The sequence below is a fragment of the Lentzea chajnantorensis genome, assembly GCF_054300775.1.
This window is the reverse complement of the sequence record NZ_JBSDZT010000002.1, coordinates 6,883,467-6,905,309: the sequence shown is the minus strand read 5'-3', so window position 1 is coordinate 6,905,309 and position 21,843 is coordinate 6,883,467. Positions and strand designations below refer to the sequence as shown.

General features: G+C 71.7%; 20 protein-coding genes. 9 read left to right on the top strand and 11 right to left on the bottom strand.

Annotated elements, in window-relative coordinates:
* Positions 1 to 6 precede the first annotated feature (6 nt).
* From htpG to ACVDFE_RS33040, 4 genes are all read left to right on the top strand, one after another.
* Positions 7 to 1,851 carry a molecular chaperone HtpG gene (gene htpG / locus ACVDFE_RS33055; protein WP_458433280.1) on the top strand — a complete coding sequence of 615 codons (1,845 nt, stop codon included), beginning with the start codon at positions 7 to 9 and terminating at the stop codon, positions 1,849 to 1,851.
* Between the two features lie 195 nt (positions 1,852 to 2,046).
* A complete protein-coding gene (locus tag ACVDFE_RS33050) occupies positions 2,047 to 4,794 on the top strand; it encodes a DEAD/DEAH box helicase (RefSeq protein WP_360387363.1) in 2,748 nt (915 codons plus the stop codon).
* Between the two features lie 96 nt (positions 4,795 to 4,890).
* Positions 4,891 to 5,577: a DUF4333 domain-containing protein gene (locus ACVDFE_RS33045; RefSeq protein WP_360387366.1), complete on the top strand. Its 687-nt coding sequence runs from the start codon at positions 4,891 to 4,893 to the stop codon at positions 5,575 to 5,577.
* A 132-nt stretch (positions 5,578 to 5,709) separates the two neighbouring features.
* The gene (locus tag ACVDFE_RS33040) at positions 5,710 to 6,879 is read left to right on the top strand and encodes a GNAT family N-acetyltransferase (protein WP_458433279.1); all 1,170 of its coding nucleotides are present in this window, start codon (positions 5,710 to 5,712) and stop codon (positions 6,877 to 6,879) included.
* Here the strand turns inward: ACVDFE_RS33040 and ACVDFE_RS33035 are convergent.
* Entirely contained in the window at positions 6,876 to 7,850 is a 975-nt protein-coding gene (locus ACVDFE_RS33035; RefSeq protein ID WP_458433278.1) for a 5'-3' exonuclease, read from the bottom strand. The two genes, ACVDFE_RS33040 and ACVDFE_RS33035, sit on opposite strands and share 4 nt — an antisense overlap.
* On the opposite strand from ACVDFE_RS33035, the gene ACVDFE_RS33030 reads away from it, so the two are divergent.
* Together ACVDFE_RS33030 and ACVDFE_RS33025 are read left to right on the top strand one after the other, a co-directional pair.
* Complete coding sequence (locus ACVDFE_RS33030) at positions 7,849 to 8,970, top strand: M24 family metallopeptidase (protein WP_360387375.1); 1,122 nt, start codon at positions 7,849 to 7,851, stop codon at positions 8,968 to 8,970. The two genes, ACVDFE_RS33035 and ACVDFE_RS33030, sit on opposite strands and share 2 nt — an antisense overlap.
* Complete coding sequence (locus ACVDFE_RS33025) at positions 8,967 to 9,413, top strand: Lrp/AsnC family transcriptional regulator (RefSeq protein ID WP_360387378.1); 447 nt, start codon at positions 8,967 to 8,969, stop codon at positions 9,411 to 9,413. The genes ACVDFE_RS33030 and ACVDFE_RS33025 overlap by 4 nt, the downstream gene beginning before the upstream one ends.
* Before the next feature lie 86 nt (positions 9,414 to 9,499).
* Here the strand turns inward: ACVDFE_RS33025 and ACVDFE_RS33020 are convergent, their stop codons facing one another.
* Together ACVDFE_RS33020 and ACVDFE_RS33015 are read right to left on the bottom strand one after the other, a co-directional pair.
* Positions 9,500 to 10,144, bottom strand: coding sequence for a response regulator transcription factor (locus ACVDFE_RS33020; protein ID WP_360387381.1), 645 nt, complete (start codon positions 10,142 to 10,144; stop codon positions 9,500 to 9,502).
* Entirely contained in the window at positions 10,141 to 11,193 is a 1,053-nt protein-coding gene (locus ACVDFE_RS33015; protein ID WP_458433277.1) for a sensor histidine kinase, read from the bottom strand. Before ACVDFE_RS33015 ends, ACVDFE_RS33020 begins: the two co-directional genes overlap by 4 nt.
* Before the next feature lie 99 nt (positions 11,194 to 11,292).
* On the opposite strand from ACVDFE_RS33015, the gene ACVDFE_RS33010 reads away from it, so the two are divergent.
* Both ACVDFE_RS33010 and ACVDFE_RS33005 read left to right on the top strand, forming a co-directional pair.
* Entirely contained in the window at positions 11,293 to 12,153 is an 861-nt protein-coding gene (locus ACVDFE_RS33010; RefSeq protein WP_458433276.1) for an ABC transporter ATP-binding protein, read from the top strand.
* Positions 12,153 to 12,968 (top strand): ABC transporter permease, encoded by an 816-nt coding sequence (locus tag ACVDFE_RS33005; RefSeq protein WP_458433275.1) that lies wholly within the window; start codon positions 12,153 to 12,155, stop codon positions 12,966 to 12,968. Before ACVDFE_RS33010 ends, ACVDFE_RS33005 begins: the two co-directional genes overlap by 1 nt.
* 326 nt (positions 12,969 to 13,294) lie before the next feature.
* Here the strand turns inward: ACVDFE_RS33005 and ACVDFE_RS33000 are convergent, their stop codons facing one another.
* From ACVDFE_RS33000 to ACVDFE_RS32985, 4 genes are read right to left on the bottom strand one after another with little or no spacing between them, the layout of a single operon-like run.
* Complete coding sequence (locus ACVDFE_RS33000) at positions 13,295 to 14,338, bottom strand: molybdopterin-dependent oxidoreductase (RefSeq protein WP_458433274.1); 1,044 nt, start codon at positions 14,336 to 14,338, stop codon at positions 13,295 to 13,297.
* Positions 14,335 to 14,934 carry a methyltransferase gene (locus tag ACVDFE_RS32995; RefSeq protein WP_458433272.1) on the bottom strand — a complete coding sequence of 200 codons (600 nt, stop codon included), beginning with the start codon at positions 14,932 to 14,934 and terminating at the stop codon, positions 14,335 to 14,337. The genes ACVDFE_RS33000 and ACVDFE_RS32995 overlap by 4 nt, the downstream gene beginning before the upstream one ends.
* Positions 14,931 to 15,590: a TIGR04282 family arsenosugar biosynthesis glycosyltransferase gene (locus ACVDFE_RS32990; RefSeq protein ID WP_458433271.1), complete on the bottom strand. Its 660-nt coding sequence runs from the start codon at positions 15,588 to 15,590 to the stop codon at positions 14,931 to 14,933. Before ACVDFE_RS32990 ends, ACVDFE_RS32995 begins: the two co-directional genes overlap by 4 nt.
* Positions 15,587 to 16,225, bottom strand: coding sequence for a glycosyltransferase family 2 protein (locus ACVDFE_RS32985; RefSeq protein WP_360387402.1), 639 nt, complete (start codon positions 16,223 to 16,225; stop codon positions 15,587 to 15,589). Before ACVDFE_RS32985 ends, ACVDFE_RS32990 begins: the two co-directional genes overlap by 4 nt.
* Positions 16,226 to 16,348: 123 nt before the next feature.
* Between ACVDFE_RS32985 and ACVDFE_RS32980 the strand changes: the two genes are divergently transcribed.
* The gene (locus tag ACVDFE_RS32980; RefSeq protein ID WP_360387405.1) at positions 16,349 to 17,515 is read left to right on the top strand and encodes a hypothetical protein; all 1,167 of its coding nucleotides are present in this window, start codon (positions 16,349 to 16,351) and stop codon (positions 17,513 to 17,515) included.
* Here the strand turns inward: ACVDFE_RS32980 and ACVDFE_RS32975 are convergent.
* The 4 genes from ACVDFE_RS32975 to ACVDFE_RS32960 form a co-directional block, all read right to left on the bottom strand.
* The gene (locus ACVDFE_RS32975) at positions 17,502 to 18,542 is read right to left on the bottom strand and encodes an NAD-dependent epimerase/dehydratase family protein (RefSeq protein WP_458433268.1); all 1,041 of its coding nucleotides are present in this window, start codon (positions 18,540 to 18,542) and stop codon (positions 17,502 to 17,504) included. The genes ACVDFE_RS32980 and ACVDFE_RS32975 overlap by 14 nt on opposite strands.
* A 45-nt stretch (positions 18,543 to 18,587) precedes the next feature.
* The gene (locus ACVDFE_RS32970) at positions 18,588 to 19,916 is read right to left on the bottom strand and encodes a HAMP domain-containing sensor histidine kinase (RefSeq protein ID WP_458433267.1); all 1,329 of its coding nucleotides are present in this window, start codon (positions 19,914 to 19,916) and stop codon (positions 18,588 to 18,590) included.
* A complete protein-coding gene (locus ACVDFE_RS32965; protein WP_458433266.1) occupies positions 19,913 to 20,584 on the bottom strand; it encodes a response regulator transcription factor in 672 nt (223 codons plus the stop codon). The genes ACVDFE_RS32970 and ACVDFE_RS32965 overlap by 4 nt, the downstream gene beginning before the upstream one ends.
* 82 nt (positions 20,585 to 20,666) lie before the next feature.
* Positions 20,667 to 21,833, bottom strand: a complete 1,167-nt coding sequence (locus tag ACVDFE_RS32960) for a beta-1,3-glucanase family protein (protein WP_458433265.1) — start codon at positions 21,831 to 21,833, stop codon at positions 20,667 to 20,669.
* Between the last annotated feature and the right edge of the window lie 10 nt (positions 21,834 to 21,843).

Below are 21,843 nucleotides of genomic sequence, written 5' to 3'. Positions count from 1 at the left end.
GGATGTATGGAAACCCTGGAGTTCCAGAGCGAGGCTCGCCAGCTGCTGCAGCTGATGATCCACTCGATCTACTCGAACAAGGACACGTTCCTGCGCGAGCTGGTGTCGAACGCCTCGGACGCGCTGGACAAGCTCCGGCTGGAGTCCTTCCGCGACAAGGACATGGTCGCCGACACCGACGACCTGCACATCGTCATCGAGTCCGATCCCGCCGAGCGCACGCTGACCGTGCGCGACAACGGCATCGGCATGACGCGCGAGGACGTCGTCCGGTTGATCGGCACGATCGCGAAGTCCGGCACCGCCGAGTTCCTGGGCAAGCTCAAGGAACAGCAGTCCGGCAACGCCTCGGACCTGATCGGCCAGTTCGGCATCGGCTTCTACTCGTCGTTCATGGTGGCCGACAAGGTCACGCTGGTGACGAAGCACCCGCACGCCGAGAAGGGCGTGCGCTGGGAGTCGACCGGCGAGAGCACCTACACGATCGACGAGGTCGACGACGCGCCGCAGGGCACCTCCGTCACGTTGCACCTCAAGCCGTCCGACGACGAGGACCAGCTGCCGGACTACACCGAGCCGGCGAAGATCCGCGAGATCGTCAAGCGCTACTCCGACTTCATCACCTGGCCGGTGCGCCTGGGCGGTGAGGAGATCAACTCCCGCAAGGCGCTGTGGGCGCGCCCGGCCTCCGAGGTGACCGAGGAGGAGTACGCCGAGTTCTACCGGCACATCAGCCACGACTGGAACGCGCCGCTCGAGACCATCCGCATGCAGGCGGAGGGCACGTTCGAGTACCAGGCGCTGCTGTTCCTGCCCGCGCAGGCCCCGATGGACCTGTTCATGCGCGACGCCAGGCGCGGTGTGCAGCTCTACGTCAAGCGCGTCTTCATCATGGACGACTGCCGCGAGCTCATGCCCGAGTACCTGCGGTTCGTGAAGGGCGTCGTCGACGCGGCGGACCTGTCGCTGAACGTCTCGCGGGAGATCCTGCAGCAGGACCGCCAGATCCAGCTGATGCGCCGCCGGCTCGTGAAGAAGGTGCTGTCCTCGATCAAGGCGTTGCAGGGCAACCGCCCCGACGACTACGCCAAGCTGTGGGGCGAGGTCGGCGCGGCGCTCAAGGAGGGCCTGCTCGCCGACGCCGACAACCGCGACGCGATCCTGGAGATCTGCTCGTTCGCGTCCACGCACTCGGCCGACGCGCCCACCACGCTCGCCGACTACGTGTCGCGGATGAAGGAGGGCCAGGAGCACATCTACTACATGAACGGTGAGTCCCGCGCCGCCGTGGAGCACTCGCCGCACATGGAGGCGTTGCGCGCCAAGGGCTACGAGGTGCTGATCCTCACCGACGGCATCGACGAGATGTGGCCGGAGTCGGTGCCCTCCTTCGACGGCAAGCCGTTCCAGTCCGTCGCCAAGGGCCAGGTGGACCTGGAGACGGAGGAGGAGAAGTCGGCGGCCGCGGCCAAGGCCGAGGAGTTCGGCGACCTGCTCATGTGGCTGCAGGGCCTGCTGGAGGACAGCGTCAAGGAGGTCCGGCTCTCCTCGCGCCTCACGACCTCGCCGGCGTGCGTGGTCGGCGACGCGCACGACATCACGCCCACGCTGGAGAAGATGTACAAGGCGATGGGGCAGGAGCTGCCGAAGATCAAGCGGATTCTGGAGCTGAACCCGTCCCACCCGCTGGTCGAGGGCCTGCACCGGGCGTTCGCCGCGGGTGAACGCGACTCGCTGACCGACACGGCCGAGCTGCTGCACGGCCTGGCCCTGCTGGCCGAGGGCGGCGAGCTGGCCGACCCGTCTCGCTTCGTGAAGCTGGTGGCCGACCGCGTCCAGCGCACGTTCTGAGTGCACGCGGGGAGCTTTCGTACTCTCCTGGCGCACGCGGGGGCCCCGCGTTACCCACAGGGGAACGCGGGGCCCCCGCGTGACAGGAAGAACTGCGGTGGGCTTGGCGGAGGCAGTGGGGTTTATGGGTTCAGTGAGGGCTGAAGTTAATCTATCTCGGCGGCAATTGTCGGTGGTGTGTGACAGCCTGGAGGGGTGTCACGTGCTTCGCGGTCCCCGGCCGAGGCCTACGCCCAGTCACGGCGTAACGCTCAGCGGCCCAAGCTGACCGACTTCGGCTCCGTCATCTCCTTCGAGCTGGACCCGTTCCAGCGCCAGGCCTGCGAGGCCCTCGAGGACGGTCACGGAGTGCTCGTCTGCGCCCCGACCGGTGCCGGCAAGACCGTCGTGGGCGAGTTCGCGGTGCACCTCGCGCTGACCGAGGGCCGCAAGTGCTTCTACACCACCCCGATCAAGGCGCTGTCGAACCAGAAGTTCGCCGACCTCACGGCGCGCTACGGCGCGAAGAACATCGGCCTGCTGACGGGCGACACGAGCATCAACGGTGGCGCGCCGATCGTGGTGATGACCACGGAGGTGCTGCGGAACATGCTGTACTCGGGTTCGTCCACTCTGGACGGCCTCGCGTACGTGGTGATGGACGAGGTGCACTACCTCGCCGACCGGTTCCGCGGCCCGGTGTGGGAGGAGGTCATCCTGCACCTGCCGGAGCACGTGCAGGTGGTCGGCCTGTCCGCGACGGTCAGCAACGCCGAGGAGTTCGGCGAGTGGCTGGTCGAGGTGCGCGGCGACACGGCGGTGGTGGTCGACGAGCACCGGCCGGTGCCGCTGTGGCAGCACATGCTGGTGGGCAACCAGATGCTCGACCTGTTCGAGGGCGACGAGACGCACGCGCGGATCAACTCGCAGGTGCTGCGCAAGACCGAGGAGCTGGCGCGCTACCACGTGCCGTTCAGCCGCGGCCGCAACCGCGGTGGCGGCGGTGGTCCCGGCAGGCCGGCGCGCGGCAGCGGGTTCAAGCCGCCCTCGCGCATCGACATGATCCAACGGCTCGACAACGCGAGCCTGCTGCCCGCGATCGTGTTCGTGTTCAGCCGGGCCGGGTGCGACGCGGCGGTCGCGCAGACCGCGCGGGCCGGGTTGCGGCTCAACACGCCGGAGGAGACCGAGGAGGTCCGCCGGATCATCGACGAGAAGACCCGCGACCTGCCAGAGGCCGACCTGATGGTGCTCGGGTTCTGGGAGTGGCGGGAGGCGCTGGAGCGGGGCATCGCGTCGCACCACGCCGGGTTGCTGCCCGCGTTCAAGGAGACCGTCGAGGAGCTGTTCGTCCGCGGCCTGGTGAAGGTCGTGTTCGCCACCGAGACGCTGGCGCTGGGGATCAACATGCCGGCGCGCACGGTCGTGCTCGAGAAGCTGGTGAAGTACAACGGCGAGGCGCACGTCGACCTCACGCCGGGCGAGTACACGCAGCTGACCGGCCGGGCGGGCCGCCGCGGCATCGACGTCGAGGGCCACGCGGTCGTCGTGTGGCAGCCGGGCATCGACCCGAAGGCGGTCGGCGGGCTCGCCTCCACGCGCACGTACCCGCTGCGCTCGTCGTTCCGGCCCGGCTACAACATGGCCGTCAACCTGGTGTCGCAGCTGGGCGCCTCGGCCGCGCGCGAGATCCTGGAGCAGTCGTTCGCGCAGTTCCAGGCCGACCGCTCGGTGGTGGGCCTGGCGCGGCGGATCGAGCGCAACAAGGAGGCGCTGGCGGGCTACTCGGAGTCCATGACGTGCCACCTGGGCGACTTCGCGGAGTACGCGGGGCTGCGCAGGCGGGTCGCGGACCGGGAGAAGCAGCTCGCGAAGCAGAACACGAACGCGCGGCGGATCGAGACGGCGAAGTCGCTGGAGACGTTGCGCAAGGGCGACGTGATCGCGGTGCCGTCGGGGCGCAGGTCCGGTCTCGCGGTCGTCATCGACCCCGGCATCGAGCCGCTGGGCGAGGCGCGGCCGCTGGTCGTCACCGAGGACCGCTGGTCGGGCCGGCTCACGTCGGCGGACTTCCCGGCACCGGTCGAGGTGCTGGGGCACGTGCGGCTGCCCAGGCAGGTGGACGTGCGGTCGCCGAAGTCGCGGCGCGACCTGGCCGCGACGATCCGCAACACGGGCATCACGGTGCCCTCGCGCGGCCGCCGCAAGACCACCGCGGACGACGACCCCGAGCTCGCGACGCTGCGCCGGGCCCTGCGCGCGCACCCGTGCCACGGCTGCGACCAGCGCGAGGACCACGCCCGGTGGGGGGAGCGCTACCACCGGCTGCTGGCCGAGACCGAGCAGCTGGAGCGCAAGGTCGCGGCGACCACGCACTCGCTGGCCCGCCAGTTCGACCGGATCAGGGCGTTGCTGCGCGAGCGCGGCTACCTCAGCGAGGTCGACGAGGTCACGGCCGCCGGCAAGCGCCTGACCAGGCTCTACAGCGAGTCGGACCTGCTGGCCGCCGAGTGCCTGCGCCACGGCCTGTGGAAGGGTCTCAAGCCAGAGGAGCTGGCGGCGGTGGTGTCGTCGCTGGTCTACGAGGCGCGGCGGGACGGTCCGGTCGAGGCGCGGTTGCCGCAGGGCCCGGTCGCGGACGCGATGCTCAAGACCGTGCGGCTGTGGGCGGAGATCGAGGACGACGAGCGCCGCCTGAAGCTCGAACGCATCACCCGCCAGCCGGACCCCGGCTTCGCGTGGCCGGTGTACCGGTGGGCGCGCGGCGAGTCGCTGGAGAAGGTGCTGAGCGCCGCGGAGGCGGGCGGCAACGAGCTCGGTGCCGGTGACTTCGTGCGCTGGTGCCGGCAGGTCATCGACCTGCTCGACCAGATCCGCGACGTGTCCGGCAAGGGCGACCCGGTCGGGGCGGCCGCCTCGAAGGCGGTCGACGCGCTGCGGCGCGGTGTCGTGGCGATGATGTGACGTTCGCCTGACAAAGGTTTTGCGAGTCGGAGTGAAGACTGACCACAACGGTGTGGTTGGATCGCGCCGCAACGTCGTACACACGGAGGTCGACAGATGAGCAGCCCGTACGGACCGTCCGGAGGGAACGATCCACAGCAGCCCTGGGGCCAGCCGCAGCAGCCGCAGCAGCCCTACGGTGGCGGTTTCCCTCCCGGCACCCCGTCCGGCGGCTTCCCGGCTCAGAACCCGTACGGCCAGCCGCAGCAGCCCCAGCAGGGCCAGCCGCAGCAGCCGTACCCCGGGTTCGACCCGTCGCAGCAGCAGACGCAGCAGTACGGCGTGCCGCAGGGGGCCCCGCAGTCGAACCCCTACGGCAACCCGGCGCAGGACCCGTACGGCCAGCAGGCGCAGCAGTACGGTCAGCAGCCCAACCCGTACGGCCAGCAGCCGGGTTACGGCCCGCCGGTGCAGCAGAAGAAGAAGTCCAGCGCGGCCATCTGGGTCGCGGCGGTCGTCGTCGTGCTGATCGTCGGCGGTGTGCTGTTCACCGGGTTCGTGTCGCCGGCGTTCTTCAAGAAGAAGGTCTTCGACAACACCTCGGTGCAGAACGGCATCGTCCAGATCCTCAAGGACGAGTACAAGATCTCCGACGTCGGCAGCGCGACCTGCTCGGGTGAGAACGAGGTCAAGCCCAACACCTCGTTCGAGTGCAAGGTGCAGGTCGGCGGCAAGGACAAGAAGGTCAAGATCGTCGTCAAGACCGAGGACGGCGAGTACGAGGTCGGCCAGCCCACCGGCTGACCTGCGGAAGTTTCCGGAAGACCTTCCCGCGGCGTTGCCGGGGGAAGGTCTTCTTCGCGTTGGTCCGCGTTCACGGCGGCCGGTGCGGAAACTGAGGTGCGTCCGCGGTCGTGCTGGGTCACGATCGCGGTCGTGACCGAGATCCGTGTGCTCACCGACGAAGCGCAGTTCCGCACCCACAGCGGCGTGTTCCGCCGCGCCATGCACTGGGGCCCGCCCACCGACGAGCAGTGGGAGGTCATCAAGGCGTCCTACGAGCCCGGTCGCGTGCTCGCCGCGTTCGACGGTGACGAGATGGTCGGCACCACGCAGTCGTTCGGCTCCTCTCTCGTGGTGCCCGGCGGCGCCGTGGTCCCGCATGCCGCCGTGTCACGCGTGGGCGTGCGTGCCGACCACACGCGCCGTGGCGTGCTGACGGCGTTGATGCGCGAACAACTCGCCACGCTGCCCGACCCCGTCGCCACCCTGCGCGCCTCCGAGGGACGCATCTACGGCCGCTTCGGCTACGGCCTGGCCGGTCGCGTCCGCCTCGTCGAGATCGATGCGCGGAAAGCCGTCGTCCCCGGCACGCCGACCGGTCGCGTGCGGATGCTCGACCAGGACACCGCCGACGAGCTGCTGCCCGAGCTGCACGCCACCCTCGGCCTCACCCGCCCCGGCCAGATCGGCCGCTGGACCGGCTGGTGGGCCCGTGCCCGCGACCGCAAGGGTGACGCGGAGAACTCGGTCACCGTCGTCCACACCGGACCCGGCGGTGACGACGGTTTCCTGACCTACGTCGTGAAGACGGAGGAGGAGTTCAAGCACCGGCTGTCCATCCACGACTTCGTGGCGGCCACCCCCGCGGCGTGGCGCGACCTGTGGCGCTACGCGGCACGGCTGGACCTGGTCGACCACATCGAGTGCGAGGTGCCGCTCGACGAGCCGGTGACGTGGCTGTTCGAGGACCCGCGCGTGGTGCGGACCAAGGACGTGTTCGACGAGGTCTGGCTGCGGCTGACCGACGTGCCGCGCATGCTCGCCGCCCGCACGTACGGCCACGCCGACCCGGTGGTCGTCGAGGTGCGGGACAGGCTGCTGCCCGCCAACGACGGCCGCTACCGGGTGACGCCCGACGGCGTGGAGCGGGTCGACGCGGCCGCGGACGTCACGGTGCCGGTCGACCTGCTGGGGGCGTGCTACTTCGGGGACACGACGTTCTCGCAGCTCGCCGCGACGGGCTGGCTCACCGGGACGAAGCTGGCCGAGGCCGACGCGCTGTTCGCCGTCGCGCGGGCCCCGTACTGCGGCACGTTCTTCTAGGCGCGCCGCTCCATCGCGTTCACCAGGCGCGGCACCGACGAGCCCAACCCCCAGCGCTGCGTCAGCTCCCGCAACCGCTCGGGGTCGGCGGGCACCCGCGGCACCTCGTCGGACCGGTCCAGCACCACCGGTGCGTCCAGGGCCGTGCGCACGACCACCGGTGCCGCCGCCAGGTACTCCTCTGCGGCGATCAGGGCGTTGCGGGCCTTGGTGGTGAGCTTGCGGTCCATCGGGTCGGCCACGGCCTTCAGGACGGCGTCGAGCGAGCCGAACTCGGTGATGAGCTTCGCCGCGGTCTTCTCGCCGATGCCCGCCACGCCCGGCAGGCCGTCGGAGGGGTCGCCGCGCAGCACGGCCATGTCGGCGTAGGCGGAGCCGGCGTTCTCGACCGGCAGCGAGTACTTGGCGGCCAGCTCCTCGGGGCCGAGAACCTCGACCTTGTTCCAGCCGCGGCCCACGTACAGCACGTGCACGGGCGTCGGTTCGGAACGCACGACCTGGAACATGTCGCGGTCGCCCGTGACGACCTCGACGGGTGACTTCTTCTCGTGGTGCGCGAGGGCGCCGATCACGTCGTCGGCCTCGTAGCCGGTGGCCTCGCCGGTGCAGATGCCGGCCGCGTCCAGCACGTCGAGGATGATCGGGATCTGCGGCGTGAGGATGTCCGGCACCTCCTCGGACCCGTCGCCGGCATCGGAAGCGACGCGGTGGGCCTTGTAGGAGGGCAGCGCCTTCACCCGGAACTCGGGGCGCCAGTCGGCGTCCAGGCACGCGACCAGGCGGGCGGCGCCGCGGTCGGTGATGACACGGGCGATCGTGTCGACGAAGCCGCGCACGGCGTTCACCGGCGTGCCGTCGGGCGCGGTCATCGAGTCCGGCAGCGCGTAGAACGACCGGAAGTAGAGGCTCGCGGAGTCGAGCAGCACCAGGGAGAAGCTCACAACCCGACAAGCTACTAGGCTTCGGCCCATGGCAACGATCACCGGGCCCATCGACGTGTCCGCGCTGCGTGCGCGGCTCGACCGCGCTTCCGCCGCCGCGCGGCAGGCGGGCGTGGACGCCCTCCTCATCTCGCCCGGCTCGGACCTGCGGTACCTGATCGGTGCCGGTGGCGACTCGTTCGAGCGGCTCACGTGCCTCGCGCTGCCGGTCGACGGCACGCCCACGCTCGTGGTGCCGAAGCTGGAGCAGCCCGGCTACGCGGGCATCCCGACCGACGAGCTCGGCGTCGAGGTCGTCACCTGGGTCGACGGCGAGGACCCGTACGCACTGGTCAAGGCCGCGGTCAAGGGCAACCGCACGGCCGTGGCGGACATGATGCCCGCCCTGCACACCATCAAGCTCGGCAACGCCATCGGCGGGCCGCAGTCGCTGGCCGGCCCGATCATCCGCGAGCTGCGCATGCGCAAGGACGCGAGCGAGGTCGCCGCGCTGCGCAAGGCCGGTCAGGCGATCGACCGGGTGCACGCGCGCATGGGCGAGTTCCTGCGCGTCGGCCGCACCGAGCGCGAGGTGGCCAAGGACATCGCCGCCGCCATCGTGGAGGAGGGCCACACGGTCGCGGACTTCGTGATCGTCGGCTCCGGCCCGAACGGCGCGTCGCCGCACCACCGCGACTCCGACCGCGTGATTGAGGCGGGCGAGGTCGTGGTCATCGACATCGGCGGCCCGGTCGCCGAGGGCTACAACTCCGACTCCACCCGCACGTACGTCATGGGTGAGCCGAAGCACGACGACGTGTGGGACACCTACGCCGTCCTCCAGGCCGCGCAGAAGGCCGCCGTCGAGGCGGTCAAGCCGGGCGTGACCTGCGAGCAGATCGACGACGTGGCCCGCCAGGTCATCACCGACGCGGGCTTCGGCGAGTACTTCGTGCACCGCACCGGCCACGGCATCGGCCTGGACGTGCACGAGGAGCCCTACATCGTCAGCGGCAACGCGCTGCCGCTCGAAGCGGGCATGGCCTTCAGCGTCGAGCCCGGCATCTACCTGCCCGGCCGCTGGGGTGCTCGCATCGAGGACATCGTCGTCGCGACGGAGGACGGCGTGGAGTCCTTCAACAACCGACCTCACGAGCTGGTGGTGCTTTGACCCTCGAGCAGATCGACAGAGCGATCCTGAAGGAGCTCGCGGCCGACGGCCGTTGCAGCTTCACCGACCTGGCCGAACGCGTCGGCCTGAGCGTGTCGGCGGTGCACCAGCGGGTGAAGCGGCTGGAGCAGCGCGGCATCGTGAAGGGCTACGCGGCCCGGCTGGACGGCGCGGAGGTCGGGTTGCCGATGTCCGCGTTCATCTCGCTCTTCCCGATCAACCCCTCCGAGCCGGACGACTACCCGAGGCGGCTGGAGCACCTGCCGGAGATCGAGGCCTGCTACTCGGTCGCGGGGGACGCCTCGTACGTCCTGCGCGTCCGGGTGGCCTCGCCGGTGGCGCTGGAGGAGCTGCTGCAGAAGATCCGCGAGTCGGCGAACGTGTCGACCCGCACGACGGTCGTGCTGTCCACTCCGTACGAGGATCGCCCACCGGCCGTCTGAGCACCTGCCCAGAAGTCCTGCCCGCCCCCTCCTTGCTGACGCCGGCAAAGCCAGGGGCGGCACAGGCACAACAGCTGAAAACCTGCTCAGGTCAGGCCGGACTGCACGGCGAACACGACGAGCTGGGCCCGGTCGCGGGCCCCCAGCTTCACCATCGCCCGCGACACGTGCGTGCGCACCGTCGCGGGGGAGATCACCAGCGTGGCCGCGATCTCGTCGTTGGACGCGCCGGACGCGACGTGACGCATGATCTCGCGTTCGCGGTCGGTCAGTTTGTCCAGGTGCGGCACGGGTCGCGCGCTCGCGCCCGAGGCGAACCGGTCGATCACCCTGCGCGTGACCGACGGGGACAGCAGCGAGCCGCCGTCGGCGACCACGTGCACGGCGCGCAGCAGGTCGGCGGGGTCGGAGTCCTTCACGAGGAACCCGGACGCGCCGGTGCGCAGCGCCTCGAACACGTACTCGTCGAGGTCGAACGTCGTGAGCATGACGATCTTGACCTCGGCCAGTGCGGGGTCGGAGGAGACACGGCGCAGCACCTCCAGGCCGTCCATCAGCGGCATGCGGATGTCGAGGAACACCACGTCCGGCTTGAGCGACCGGATCAGCCCCAGCGCCTCGCGCCCGTCCGCGGCCTCACCGGCGAGCTGGACGCCGTCCTCGGTCTCGATGAGCGTCCGCAGCCCCATCCGCACCAGGGCCTGGTCGTCGGCCACCACCACGCGAATCATGCGGGCAACGGTATCCGTGCGACGACCGTGAAGCCGTGCGTCGTGCGGATCTCCAGCGTGCCGCCCAGCGCCTCGGCCCGCGACCGCATGCCGGTGATGCCGTAGCCCTCCTCGACCGGTCCCGGCGTGCCGGTGTCGCTCACCTCGACCACGAGCACACCGCGCGCCTCGTACACCTTCACCGCCGCCGTGACGCCGGGGGAGGCGTGCCGCAGCACGTTCGTCAGCGACTCCTGCACGATCCGGTACGCGGCCAGCTCGTAGGTGCCGGGCACGGCGACCCCGTCGGCCTCCACCGACACCTCCAAGCCCGCCTCGCGCATCCGGGACGCGAGCGCCGGCAGGTCGGCCAGCGAGGTGGTGGGCCGCAACGGTGCCGAGCTGCGCAGGGTGTCCAGTTCGGACCGCAGGCCCTCCAGCGCCTCCTTCGAGGTGGCGCGGATCGCCTCCAGCGACGCGCGGGCCTTCACCGGGTCCCTGTCCAGCACGTACAGCGCCACCCCGGCCTGCATCGCGATCACCGACAGGCCGTGGCCCACGACGTCGTGCACCTCCTGGGCCAGGCGCAGCCGTTCCGAGATCACGGCCCGCTCGCGAACGTCCACAGCGGACCGCCGGCGCAGCCGCATCAGCACACCGGCCGCGGCGGGCAGCAGGATCCAGCCCGCCGACCAGGTGATCCACGACGTCACCGAGTCGTTCCACCACGGCAGGATCGCCAGCGCGTACACCAGGACGCTCGCGGCGGCGAGCTCGATCCGCGCGTACACCGCCACCGCGTACATCGCGGCGACCCCGCTCACCAGCACCGGCCCGAACGGGTACCCCATCGCCAGGTACGCCGTGATGGCCGCGGTCGTGATCCCCACCGTCCACAGCGGACGGGTCGAGCGGAGCAGCAGACCGGCGGCCGCGACGGTGATCAGCACGTACGCGAGGACGTCCACCTCGAACGAGCCGGTCTGCCACCGCGCGGCGAACCGCGTGCCGCCCAGTCCGAAGAACACCAGCGCCGCGGTCAGCGCGATGTCCTGCCACTTGATGCGCATGCCGCCGACGATACGACCGGGGACGTACGCAGATGTGCGTATCTTCCTGCCGCTCCGGAGCGGACGACCGGAGTCTCTGCCAGGCACAGGCTTGGCCGCATGATCGTGACGACGGAGAAGCTGACGAAGCGCTACGGCGACCGCGCCGTGGTGGACGAGGTCGGTCTGTCCGTGCGGCGGGGCGAGGTCTACGGGTTCCTCGGCCCCAACGGCGCGGGCAAGACGACCACGATCCGCATGCTGCTGGGCCTGGTGCGGCCGACGAGCGGCACCGCGACCGTGCTCGGGCGGCCACCGGGCGACCCGGCGGCGTTGCTGAAGGTGGGGTCGCTGATCGAGGGGCCGGGCTTCTACCCGTACCTGTCCGGCCGCGACAACCTGCGGGTGCACGCGGCCCGCCGGGGAGCCAGCCGGGCCGACGTCGAGGCCGCACTCGACCAGGTCGACCTCACCACGGCCGCGAACGAGAAGTTCCGCCGCTACTCGCTGGGCATGAAACAACGGCTCGGCGTCGCCGCTGCCCTGCTTGGCCAGCCGGAACTGCTGGTCCTCGACGAGCCCACCAACGGCCTGGACCCGGCGGGCATGGCCGACATGCGCGACCTGGTGCGCGCGCTGTCCGCGCAGGGCCAGACCGTGCTGCTGTCGAGCCACCTGCTCGGCGAGGTCGAGGAGATCTGCGACCGGGTCGGCGTGATCGCGAACGGCAAGCTCGTCGCCGAGAGCACGGTCGAGCAGCTGCGCGGCGACAGCGTGCTGCTGGTCAAGGCCGACCCGATCGAGAAGGCGCACGTGCTCATCGAGGGCAGCGAGCTGCGCGGCGACGTGCTGCACGTGCGGGAGCCGGACGCCGGGGCGCTGGTGCGCGCGCTCGTGCACGCCGACGTGGACGTGCAGGAGGTCCGGCCGCTGCGCCGGACGTTGGAAGAGGTCTTCTTCGAGATGACGGGAGCGGCGTGATGGGCAGCGTGAAGGCGGAGCTGCTGCGGCTGTGGAAGTGGCCGGCGACGTGGGTGCTGGTCGGCCTCTGGCTGGTGCTGACGCTGACGTTCGGCTACGTGTTCAACTACCTCGCCCTCAACGGCGGCTCCACCACCCGCGACCTCACCCAGCAGCAGCTGGTCAGCGCGATGCAGCCGGAGAACGTCGGTGCCGCCGTCGTGCGCGGCCTGCCGATGTTCGGCGGCGCGATCATCCTGGTGCTGGCGGCGCTCGCGGTCGGCTCCGGGTACGGCTGGGGCACCTGGAAGACCACGCTGACCGCCGGTCCGCGCCGGGTGTCCGCGATGGCGGGCACCCTGGGCGCGCTGGGGATCGTCGTGGTCGTCCTGGTGGCGCTGACGTTCGTCGTCGACCTCGGCGCGGCCGTCACCGTGGCGTCGCTGGAGGGCTGGGACTGGAACCTGCCGGGCACCGGTGCCCTGGAGGCGCTGGGCGCGTCACTGCTGATCGCCGCGATGTGGACGGCCTTCGGCGTGTTCCTCGGCGTGCTCACCAGGGGACCCGCGCTGGCCGTCGGGCTCGGGCTGATGTGGGCGATCGTCGTCGAGAACCTGCTGCGCGGCGTCGGGTCGCTGCTCGGCCCGGTCGGTGACCTGACCGAGGTCCTGCCCGGCGGCTCGGCCGGCAACCTGGCCGGTGCGGTCGGCGGCACCGGTGCCCCCGGCGTGCTGACCGACCTGGGCGGACCCACCGCCGCGCTGCTCCTCGCCGGCTACGTCGTGTTCTTCGCGGGCACGGCGACGCTGCTGAAGGTGCGCCGCGACCTCGTGTAGCGCCACCGCCGCCCAGACCAGGCCCAGCACGACCGCGACTCCGAGGGGGTAGTCGCGGTCGTGCAGCCCCGGGTTCACCGGCCCGCTGTGCTCCCGCCACAGCACCGGGATCGCGATCAGCAGCACCACACCGGAGACCGTCAGGCCGATGCCGACCGACGCGCGCTTGACGACGAGACCGGACGCACCGACCAGCGGAGCGATCACGAGGTCGTGCAGCACGACACCGCCGCCGAGCCACGCGAGCAGCTCCGCGGTGACCTGGGGGAGCAGCAGCCACGCACCCCACGCGCCGAGTCCGATGCCGGCGAGGGCGAGCGCGGTCCTCACCGGACCTCCAGGGACGTGACCCACTTGGTCTGCAGCACGCCCGGCCGGTTGGGCGCGATGAGCCGGCACGGGAACCCGTGGTCGGAGCTGAGCTCCTCGCCGTCGAGCCGCAACGCGAGGAGGGTCAGCGGGTCCCGCGCGAACGCCTCCGGCAGCGTCGTCGCCCGGTAGAGCCCGTCTTCCTCCAGCGACTCGACGCGGACGTCACCGCCGCTGATCAGGTCGCGCACCCGGACACCGGTCCAGGTCGCGGTCTGGCTCCAGCCCTCCACGCACGCGATGGGCAGCTCGACGGTGGTCTGCGGCATGGCCCGCAGCTCGGCGAGCGAGTAGGCGCGGTCACCGACTTCGAGCTTCCAGTCCGGTGGCACCACGATGTTCGCGGCCCGCGCGGTCCGGTTCACCGGCAGTGCGCCGTCGGAACGCCAAGCCAGCACGGAGACCTTGCGCAGCCACGGCACCGTGACACCCGCTGTCGCGACCACGGCGACACCGGTGGTGAGCGCGGTCGTGCGCAGGAAAGCCCGGCGGGACAGGACAGTCCTGTGCTCGGAAGCGGGTTCGAGCGAACGCCGGATGAGAGGAATCTTCACCGCGATGTGCACGAGCAGCGAGCCGATCACGATCCACGCCACCGCGTAGTGGGCGGCCGGGAAGTAGAACGACCACGGGTAGTTCTGCGCCGCGTTGAACAACCCGGTGACGACCTCGAAGAACGACGCCGCGACCAGCACGAGGATCGAGCCGCGCTCCAGCGCGTGCGGCACGGACCCGACCAGCGGCCGCTCGAACAGCTTCGGGTACACCGACCACAGCTTGGCCAGCAGCAACGGGATCGAGGCCACGCCGGACAGCACGTGCACGCCCTGCGTGACCCGGTAGAGGTCGACCGGGCGGGTCGGCCACGGCCAGTCGTGCTGCACGCCGTGGCTGAGCAGGCCGGTGACGAAGCACAGGCCGAACGTGATGCCCAGCCACGTGCCGACGCGGCTGGTGACACCGGTGTGGTGCGCGGGCGACCGGAAGGCGGGGGTCCTCACAGCCGCTCCCAGCAGGCGAACCAGCGGCCGGCCCGTTCCCGGTGCCACAACCGGAAGAACCCGTCCGCGGGCACCGAGTCGGCGTCGCTCCACGCCCACGGGAACCACGGGCCGGGCTCGCCGCCGGCCCGGACCCGCGCCTGCCCCCGCGTGAGGCCGGAACCGGGCGTCTCGACCTCGGCGACGACGGTTCCGCCGGTCCGCAGCAACTGCCGGACCCGCAGCAGGAGCGCGGCCGGGTCGCCGCCGATGCCGATGTTGCCGTCGGCGAGCAGCACGTGCTGCCAGCGGCCCTCGCCGGGCAGCAGGTCGAACACGTCGCGCCGCAGGGCGAGACCGCCGCGGTCGGTGGTGCGCCGGACGGCCACGGGCGACACGTCGACGCCGAGCGCCTGGACGTTGCGCGCGAGCAGTGCCGCGACGAGCCGGCCGGGGCCGCAGCCGACGTCGAGGGTGGGCCCGGTGCACGCGTCGAGCAGGGCGTCGTCGCCGTCGTCCGCGTCGGCGTGCCAGCGGGCGACCGGCAGCGGGCGCGGGGCGGTGCCGGGCAGGTCGAGCCAGCCGGGGTGGCCGTCGAGGGCCTGGTCGAACATCATCGCGCCACCACCGCGCCGCGCGAGGCCGACGCCGCGCCGAGACGCCCCAGGACCCGCGCGAACCGCGACCCCGGCACCTGCGCCGCCACCGTCAGCGCGTCCGCCACGGTGTCCACATCGGACAACGGCGGCAGCGCGTCGACCTTCATCCCCCGCAACGCTTCCAGCGTCCGCGCCCCGGTGTCGTCCCGCGACATCGGCACGTCCAGCAGGACCGAGGCCCGCAGCGGGTCCCGCAACCCCAGCGCCCACCAGCCGCCGTCGAGTGCGAACCCGAGCGCCGCCTCGTCGAACTCCGCCGCGGACGCCAGCAACGACGGCGTCACCTGCGGTGTGTCCATGCCGACCTGCAGCACCGGCAGCCCGAACCGCGCGACGTCCGCGTGCGCGTTCACCAACCTCTCGTTGAAGCTCCGGCCGCGTTGCGGGACCACCACGCACCCGCCCAGGGCGTCCCGCACGTCCTCCCGCCGCACCACCCCGGCCAGCGCCACCACCGGCACCGCGCCGGGAGTCGCCAGGGCCGCGTCGATCGTGTCGAGAAACGCCGCCGCCGCCACCTCCGCGGCCTGCTCGGGCGTCAGCGGCGGGCACAGGCGCGTCTTGACCTGGCCGGGCACCGGGGACTTCGCCATGACCAGCAGGCAGAACCTCATCGCAGCACCCCCGCCATGTCCCGCGCCGCCCGCAGCGTGCCGCGCACCGAGCCGGACACCTTCGACCGCGTCCCCGCGGCCCGCGGCCGGTAGGCGACGTCGACCTCGCGCACCCGCCACCCGGCGGCGGCCGCGCGGACCAGGAGCTCCAGCGGGTAGCCGAACGCGCGGTCCCGCACGTCCAGCGCCAGCAACGCTTCCCGCCTGACCACCCGCAGGGGTGCGATGTCGTGCACGGCGAGGCCGCGGCGGCGCAGCAGGGAGGCGATCACGGCGTTGCCGGCGCGGGCGTGCCACGGCCACACGCCCGCCGACACCGGCACCCGGCGGCCGACGACGAGATCGCAGGACGGCAGCAGGGCGGCCATCGCCGGCAGTTCGGCGAGGTCCAGCGAGCCGTCGCAGTCGGCGAACGCGACGAGGTCGGAGGTGGCGGCCAGCAGCCCGGTGTGCACGGCGGCCCCGTAACCGCGGCGGGGCTCGTGCACGACCAGGGCGCCGAGCTCGCGGGCCACGGCGGGAGACCCGTCACCGGAGCCGTTGTCCACGACGATCGCGCGGTGTCCGGGAGGCAGGGAGCTCAGCACGGCGGGCAGTGCGGCGGCCTCGTCGAGGCAGGGCAGGACGACATCCATGCGGTCCATCCTGGACCGGCGGAAAGTGTTGTGGTGCTTACGGAATTGTGACGCGCGGAAGAGTTCTTACGGTTGTCTTGCGCCCTTGGCGGACACCGCCCGGGACCCCCTAGGTTGGGAGCGGTGCGCCTCCTCGTCGCCGGGTTGCTCGTCGTCGCCGCCGTCGTCACCGGACTGCTGGTCAACCTGAACCACCCCGGTCTGCTCTTCGCCTCCGCCGCGCCGCTCTTCGGCGACTGGCGGCCCCACGTCGGACCCGGCACGCCCGCCGCGGTCCTCCTCGCCTTCCTCGTGGTGGCGAAGGGACCCGAGCTGGCCCGGCACCGGCACGCCCTCCCGATCGCCTACGCGACGTCGGTGGCGTTCACCCTCTCGCTGGCCATGGTCGACGGCTGGGACCACTTCACCACCCGGCTCACCACCGAGGACGAGTACCTGCACGAGGTTCCCCAGATCACGGACGTCCCGGCGATGGTGCGCGAGTTCGCCCACCGCATCCCCGACTTCCAGCCCGACTCGTGGACCACGCACGTCTCCGGCCACCCACCGGGCGCGCTGCTCACGTTCGTCGCGCTGGACCGCATCGGGCTCGGCGGGGGAGCGGCCGCCTCCCTCTTCTGCGTTCTCGTCGGCTCGCTCGCCGTCGTCGCGATCCCCAAGGCCCTCGGCGACACCGCGGTGCTGCCGTACCTCGTGCTGTTCCCCGGTGCGGTGTGGGTCGGCGCGTCCGCGGACGGCATGTTCATGGGCGTCGCCGCGGTCGGCCTCTACCTGCTCACCCGGTGGCCGCTGCTCGGCGGGGTCGTGCTCGGCTGGTGCGTGTTCCTGTCCTACGGCCTGGTGCTGCTCGCCCCGCTGGCGATCGTGGCGGCAGGGCGCAGGATCGGCTGGGCGGTCGCGGGCGCACTCGCGGTCGTGGCGGCGTTCGCGCTCGCCGGGTTCTGGTGGCTCGACGGCTACGAGCTCGTCAAGCTCCGCTACTACCAGGGCATCGGCGACGTCCGGCCGTACTGGTACTGGGTCTGGGCGAACCTGGCCGCGCTCGCACTCGTGCTCGGCCCCGCCGGCATCCAGGGGCTGCGCAGGGACAGGTGGGTCGTCGCCGCCGGCATCGCGGTCCTGGCCGCCGACCTGTCCGGGCTGAGCAAGGCCGAGACCGAACGCATCTGGCTGCCGTTCGCCGTCTGGCTCATGGTCGGCGCGGCCAGGCTGGACCACCGCAGGAGGTGGCTCACCGCGCAGGCGTTGACGGCCCTCGCGGTGAACCACCTCGTGCTCACGAACTGGTGACCGCCGCCCGCAACGGGTCCACCGCGAACGCCCGCACCCCGTCCTCGAACCGCACGGACGCCTCGAACCCCAGCACGTCGGCCGCCTTCGCGGGCGAGGCGACGACGTGCCGCACGTCGCCGGGCCGGGCACCACCGACGATCTGCGGGGCGGGTCCGTCGCACGCGTCGGCCAGCGCGAACGCCAGGTCGCCGATCGTGTGCATGGAGCCCGAGCAGACGTTCACGGCCTCGAACCCCGGCCGTGCCGACGAGAGCGCCAGCACGTTCGCCCGTGCCACGTCGGTCACGTGCACGAAGTCCCTGCGCTGCCGGCCGTCCTCCATCACCCGCGGCGCGCGGCCGTTCTGCAGCGCGGACCGGAAGATCGACGCCACCCCGGCGTAGGGGGTGTCGCGCGGCATCCGCGGGCCGTAGACGTTGTGGTAGCGCAACGCCCACACGCTGCCGCCGGTCTGCCGCGCCCACGCCGCCGCCAGGTGCTCCTGGGCCAGCTTGGTCGCCGCGTACGTGCTGCGCGGGTCCAGCGGCGCGTCCTCCGGCACCAGCTCGGGCACCAGGAAGTCACCGCAGGCGCACCTCGGCTCGTACCGGCCGGCGGCGAGGTCGGCGGGCGACCGCTCCCCGCGCACGATCCCGTGCGTCAGGCAGCGGTACCGGCCCTCGCCGTAGACGACCATCGACGACGCCAGCACCAGCCGCGACACCCCGGCCCGGTGCATCTCGGCCAGCAGCACCGCCGTGCCCAGGTCGTTGTGCCGGGCGTAGGAGGGCGCGTCGAACGGGTCGACCCCGTGCCCGACCATCGCGGCCTGGTGGCAGACCGCGTCCACTGTGGACAGCAGTGGTCGCAGCACGTCCGGGTCGGCGACGTCGCCGACGACCAGCTCGTGGTCCAGCACCGGTGCGGCTCCGTGCGCTTCGGGCAGCAGGGCGTCCAGCAGGACGCAGTCGTGGCCCTGGGAGGTGAGCTCGTCGGCGACGTGCGACCCGATGAACCCGGCCCCGCCGGTGATCAGTACTCGCATGTGTCGACGGTAGGGCCGCCAGGGGGTCCGGGCGGCCCCGAACGGTCAGCCGTCAGAACTCCGTAAGACCAGCTCCACCACGAACCGCGCACCGACCGGCACGCGGTCCTCCACCCACACCCGCCCGCCCAGCCGGTGCACGTGCTCGCGGACCAGCGCGAGCCCCAGCCCGCTGCCGGTGTCGTCACCCCTGCTGCCCGCCATCACACCTCGCGCGAACCGTTCGAACACCTGCTCGCGCAACGGCTCCGGCACACCGGGCCCCTCGTCCTCCACGGCGAGCCGGACGTGCCCGCCGTGCCGCCGCACCGACACCAGCACCGCTCCGCCCGCGTGCCGGTCCGCGTTGTCCAGCAGGTTGGTCAGCACCCGGTCGAGCCGCCGCCGGTCACCCAGCACGACCGCCGGTTCGAGCTCCACCGGCACCGGGGCCCGCGTCGCGGCCACGTTGCGCACCAGCGCGTCGAGCGCGATCTCCTCGTGCCGCGGGTCGTCGGTCTGGTCGGCCCGCGAGATCTCCAGCAGGTCCACCACCATCCGGGCGAACCGGTCCACCTCCGAGGTCAGCAGCTCCAGCGCCGTCCCGGCCGTGCCCGGCAGGTGCTCGCGCCGCCGCCGCAGCACCGCACCGGCGTTCACCATCGTCGTGAGCGGCGACCGCAGCTCGTGCGACACGTCGGAGGCGAACCGGGCGTCCCGCAACGCCCGCTGCTCCAGCGCGTGCGCCGTCGAGTTGAACTTCGCCGCCAGCGCCGCGAGGTCCGGGTCGTCCCGCACCGGCAACCGGGCACCGAGGTCGCCACCGGCGATCCGCGCCGCGGCCGAACTGAGCTCCGCCAGCGGCCGGAGCGCCCGCTTCGACGCCCACGACCCCAGCGCCGCCCCCAGCAGCGCCGAGGCGACCGTGCCGCCGATCAGCACCGCGCTGAGGAACCGGGACGCGCGGTCGAGCTGCTCCAGCCCGAACAGCTCCACGTACACGGCGTTGCCCGCGACCGGGCGGACCACGGCGAGCATCGGCTGGCCGTCCACGGTGATCCGCCCGCCACCGGGCGGGTGCCGCACCAGCCCGACCGGCAGCAGGCCGGGGTCGACCGGCCGGCCCGCGGTCACCAGACCGCCCGGCGTGATCACCAGGATCGTCGAGTCGGGGCCGGTGGTGAGCCCGGTCAGCAGCTCGTCGAGGCCGGGGGAGGCCAGCGACCGCTCGACCAGCCGCACGTTCACCTCGGCCTGGCGGGTCGCGGAGGCCTCGCGCTGGCGCATCATGTAGCCGCAGGCGAGGTTCCAGGTGGCGAACGCGAGCACGCTCGTGACCGCGAGCAGCCCGAAGCCGAACGCCAGCGCCACCCGCCACCGCAGCGTGAGCCTCACGAACGGATCCGGTACCCGGCGCCGCGCACCGTGAGCACCAGGGCCGGGTCGTCCGGGTTCGCCTCGACCTTGCGTCGCAACCGCCTTATGTGCACGTCGAGCAAGCGGGTGTCGCCGAAGTAGTCATATCCCCACACCCGGTGCAGCAGCTGTTCCCTGGTGACGATTCGGCCGGCCGCACCAGCGAGTTCCAGCAGCAGCCGGAATTCCGTTCTCGTGAGGTGAACGCGTTCCCCCGCCCGGTGCACGAGACCTTCCTGCGGACGGATTTCCAGATCGCCCACCCGAACTGTGTCGCGCCCCGGTCCGCGGCGCCGCAACAACGCGCGGATGCGGGCCGCGAGAACGCCGCCCATCAACGGTTTCGTCACGTAGTCGTCGGCGCCCGCCTCCAGTCCGGCGACCACGTCGCAGGCGTCCGTCCGCGCGGTGACGACGATTATCGGCAGGTCACCGCGCCCGCGGAGGGTGCGCACGACCTCCAGCCCGTCCACCCCGGGCAGGGTCAGGTCGACCAGCACCACGTCGAACGACTCGGATTCCAGGCGCCGCAACGCCACCTCGCCGGAACACGCCTCGTCGACGGTGAATCCCTCGTCTCCCAGCGCAAGGCGCAACGCCTGGCGGATTCGCTCGTCGTCTTCGACCAGCAGGACCCGTACGCACACGACGACTCCACTGTGTGAGAGCCGCGGCGACGGCGCCTCACACAGTGGAGTGAAAGTCGATCAAAAGCAAGAAAGCTTTGGTTTAAAATGCTGTCAGGGTGATTTTGGCCGATCGCGGGTTCGGTTCGTGAACGAGCGACTCGAACGCGCCGACGTCGTCGAAGGCGAACCCGTAGGCCTTCCCGTCGACCATGTTCCGGTGCACGATCTTCGAGAAGTGGTTGGCCGTCGCGCGGGTGTAGAACTCGGCGGCGTTGTAGGTCGGCTGGGTGTGCAGGTACCCGAGCGTCGAGCGGTTGAGCGCGGCGCACAGCGACCGGGAGATCGCGCCGACGTCGTTGTTGGGCGCGGCGAGCCGGCCGTCGCAGTTGAGGACGTCCCGCGTCGAGGGCTGCTCGAACGACGCCACCTGCTGGCCGGCGGTGTTCGTGAACCGCAGGACCCCGCCGCTGGTGCGGCCGGTGAACTTCCGGTTCGGCTCGTTCCGGTACGGCACCACGGTCAGCGGCGTGTTCTGGTACGTCGACCAGGCGCTGCTGACGTAGCCCGCGTAGTAGGAGCTGGAGAACAGGCCCGCGTCGAGGCCCTTGCTCGGGTTCAGCACGCGCAGCCGGGTGCCGTCCGACCGCGTGTGGACCAACCGCGACCAGTCACCGCCCATCTGCTGGTGCTGGTCGAAGATCCGGTTGCGGCCGCCGCTGACCAGCACGCCGGTGCGCTTGGTCGCGCCGGCCTGCGAGGTCGCCTCGACCGCGTGCGGGACGCTGAACATGTCCACCTGCGAGCTGTTGAGCCACAGCCCGCCGCCGTTGTAGGTGAACTCGCTCCAGTCGAACAGGATGTCGCGGTTCGGGTCACCCGCCGCCCACGGCGCCGGCTGCACGAGGCCGCCCGGCACCAGCGAGAACTTGAGCTTGTCGCGGAAGGACATGTAGAGCCGGCCGCCGGCGAGGTTGAGCGGGATCTGCAGGGTCTTGCTGGCCCCGTTGGCGGGGCCGGGGATCGAGACGTCCGGCGCGGGCGAGGGCGGGATGCTCCCGCCGGACCAGGCCGTGAACTGGCCGTTCGCGTTCACGTACCCGAGCCGGCCGCCCATCTCGCCGAACACGTACAGGTGCACGGCGTCGCCGCGACCGGAGGTGTTCTGGACGGTGAGCGGGAGCAGGCTCGGTGGAGCGGCTTGAGCAGGTGCAGACAACGTTGTCAGCCCGACCAGGGCCGATGTCGCCAGCAGCAGGAGCTTGCGCATCGACTATCTC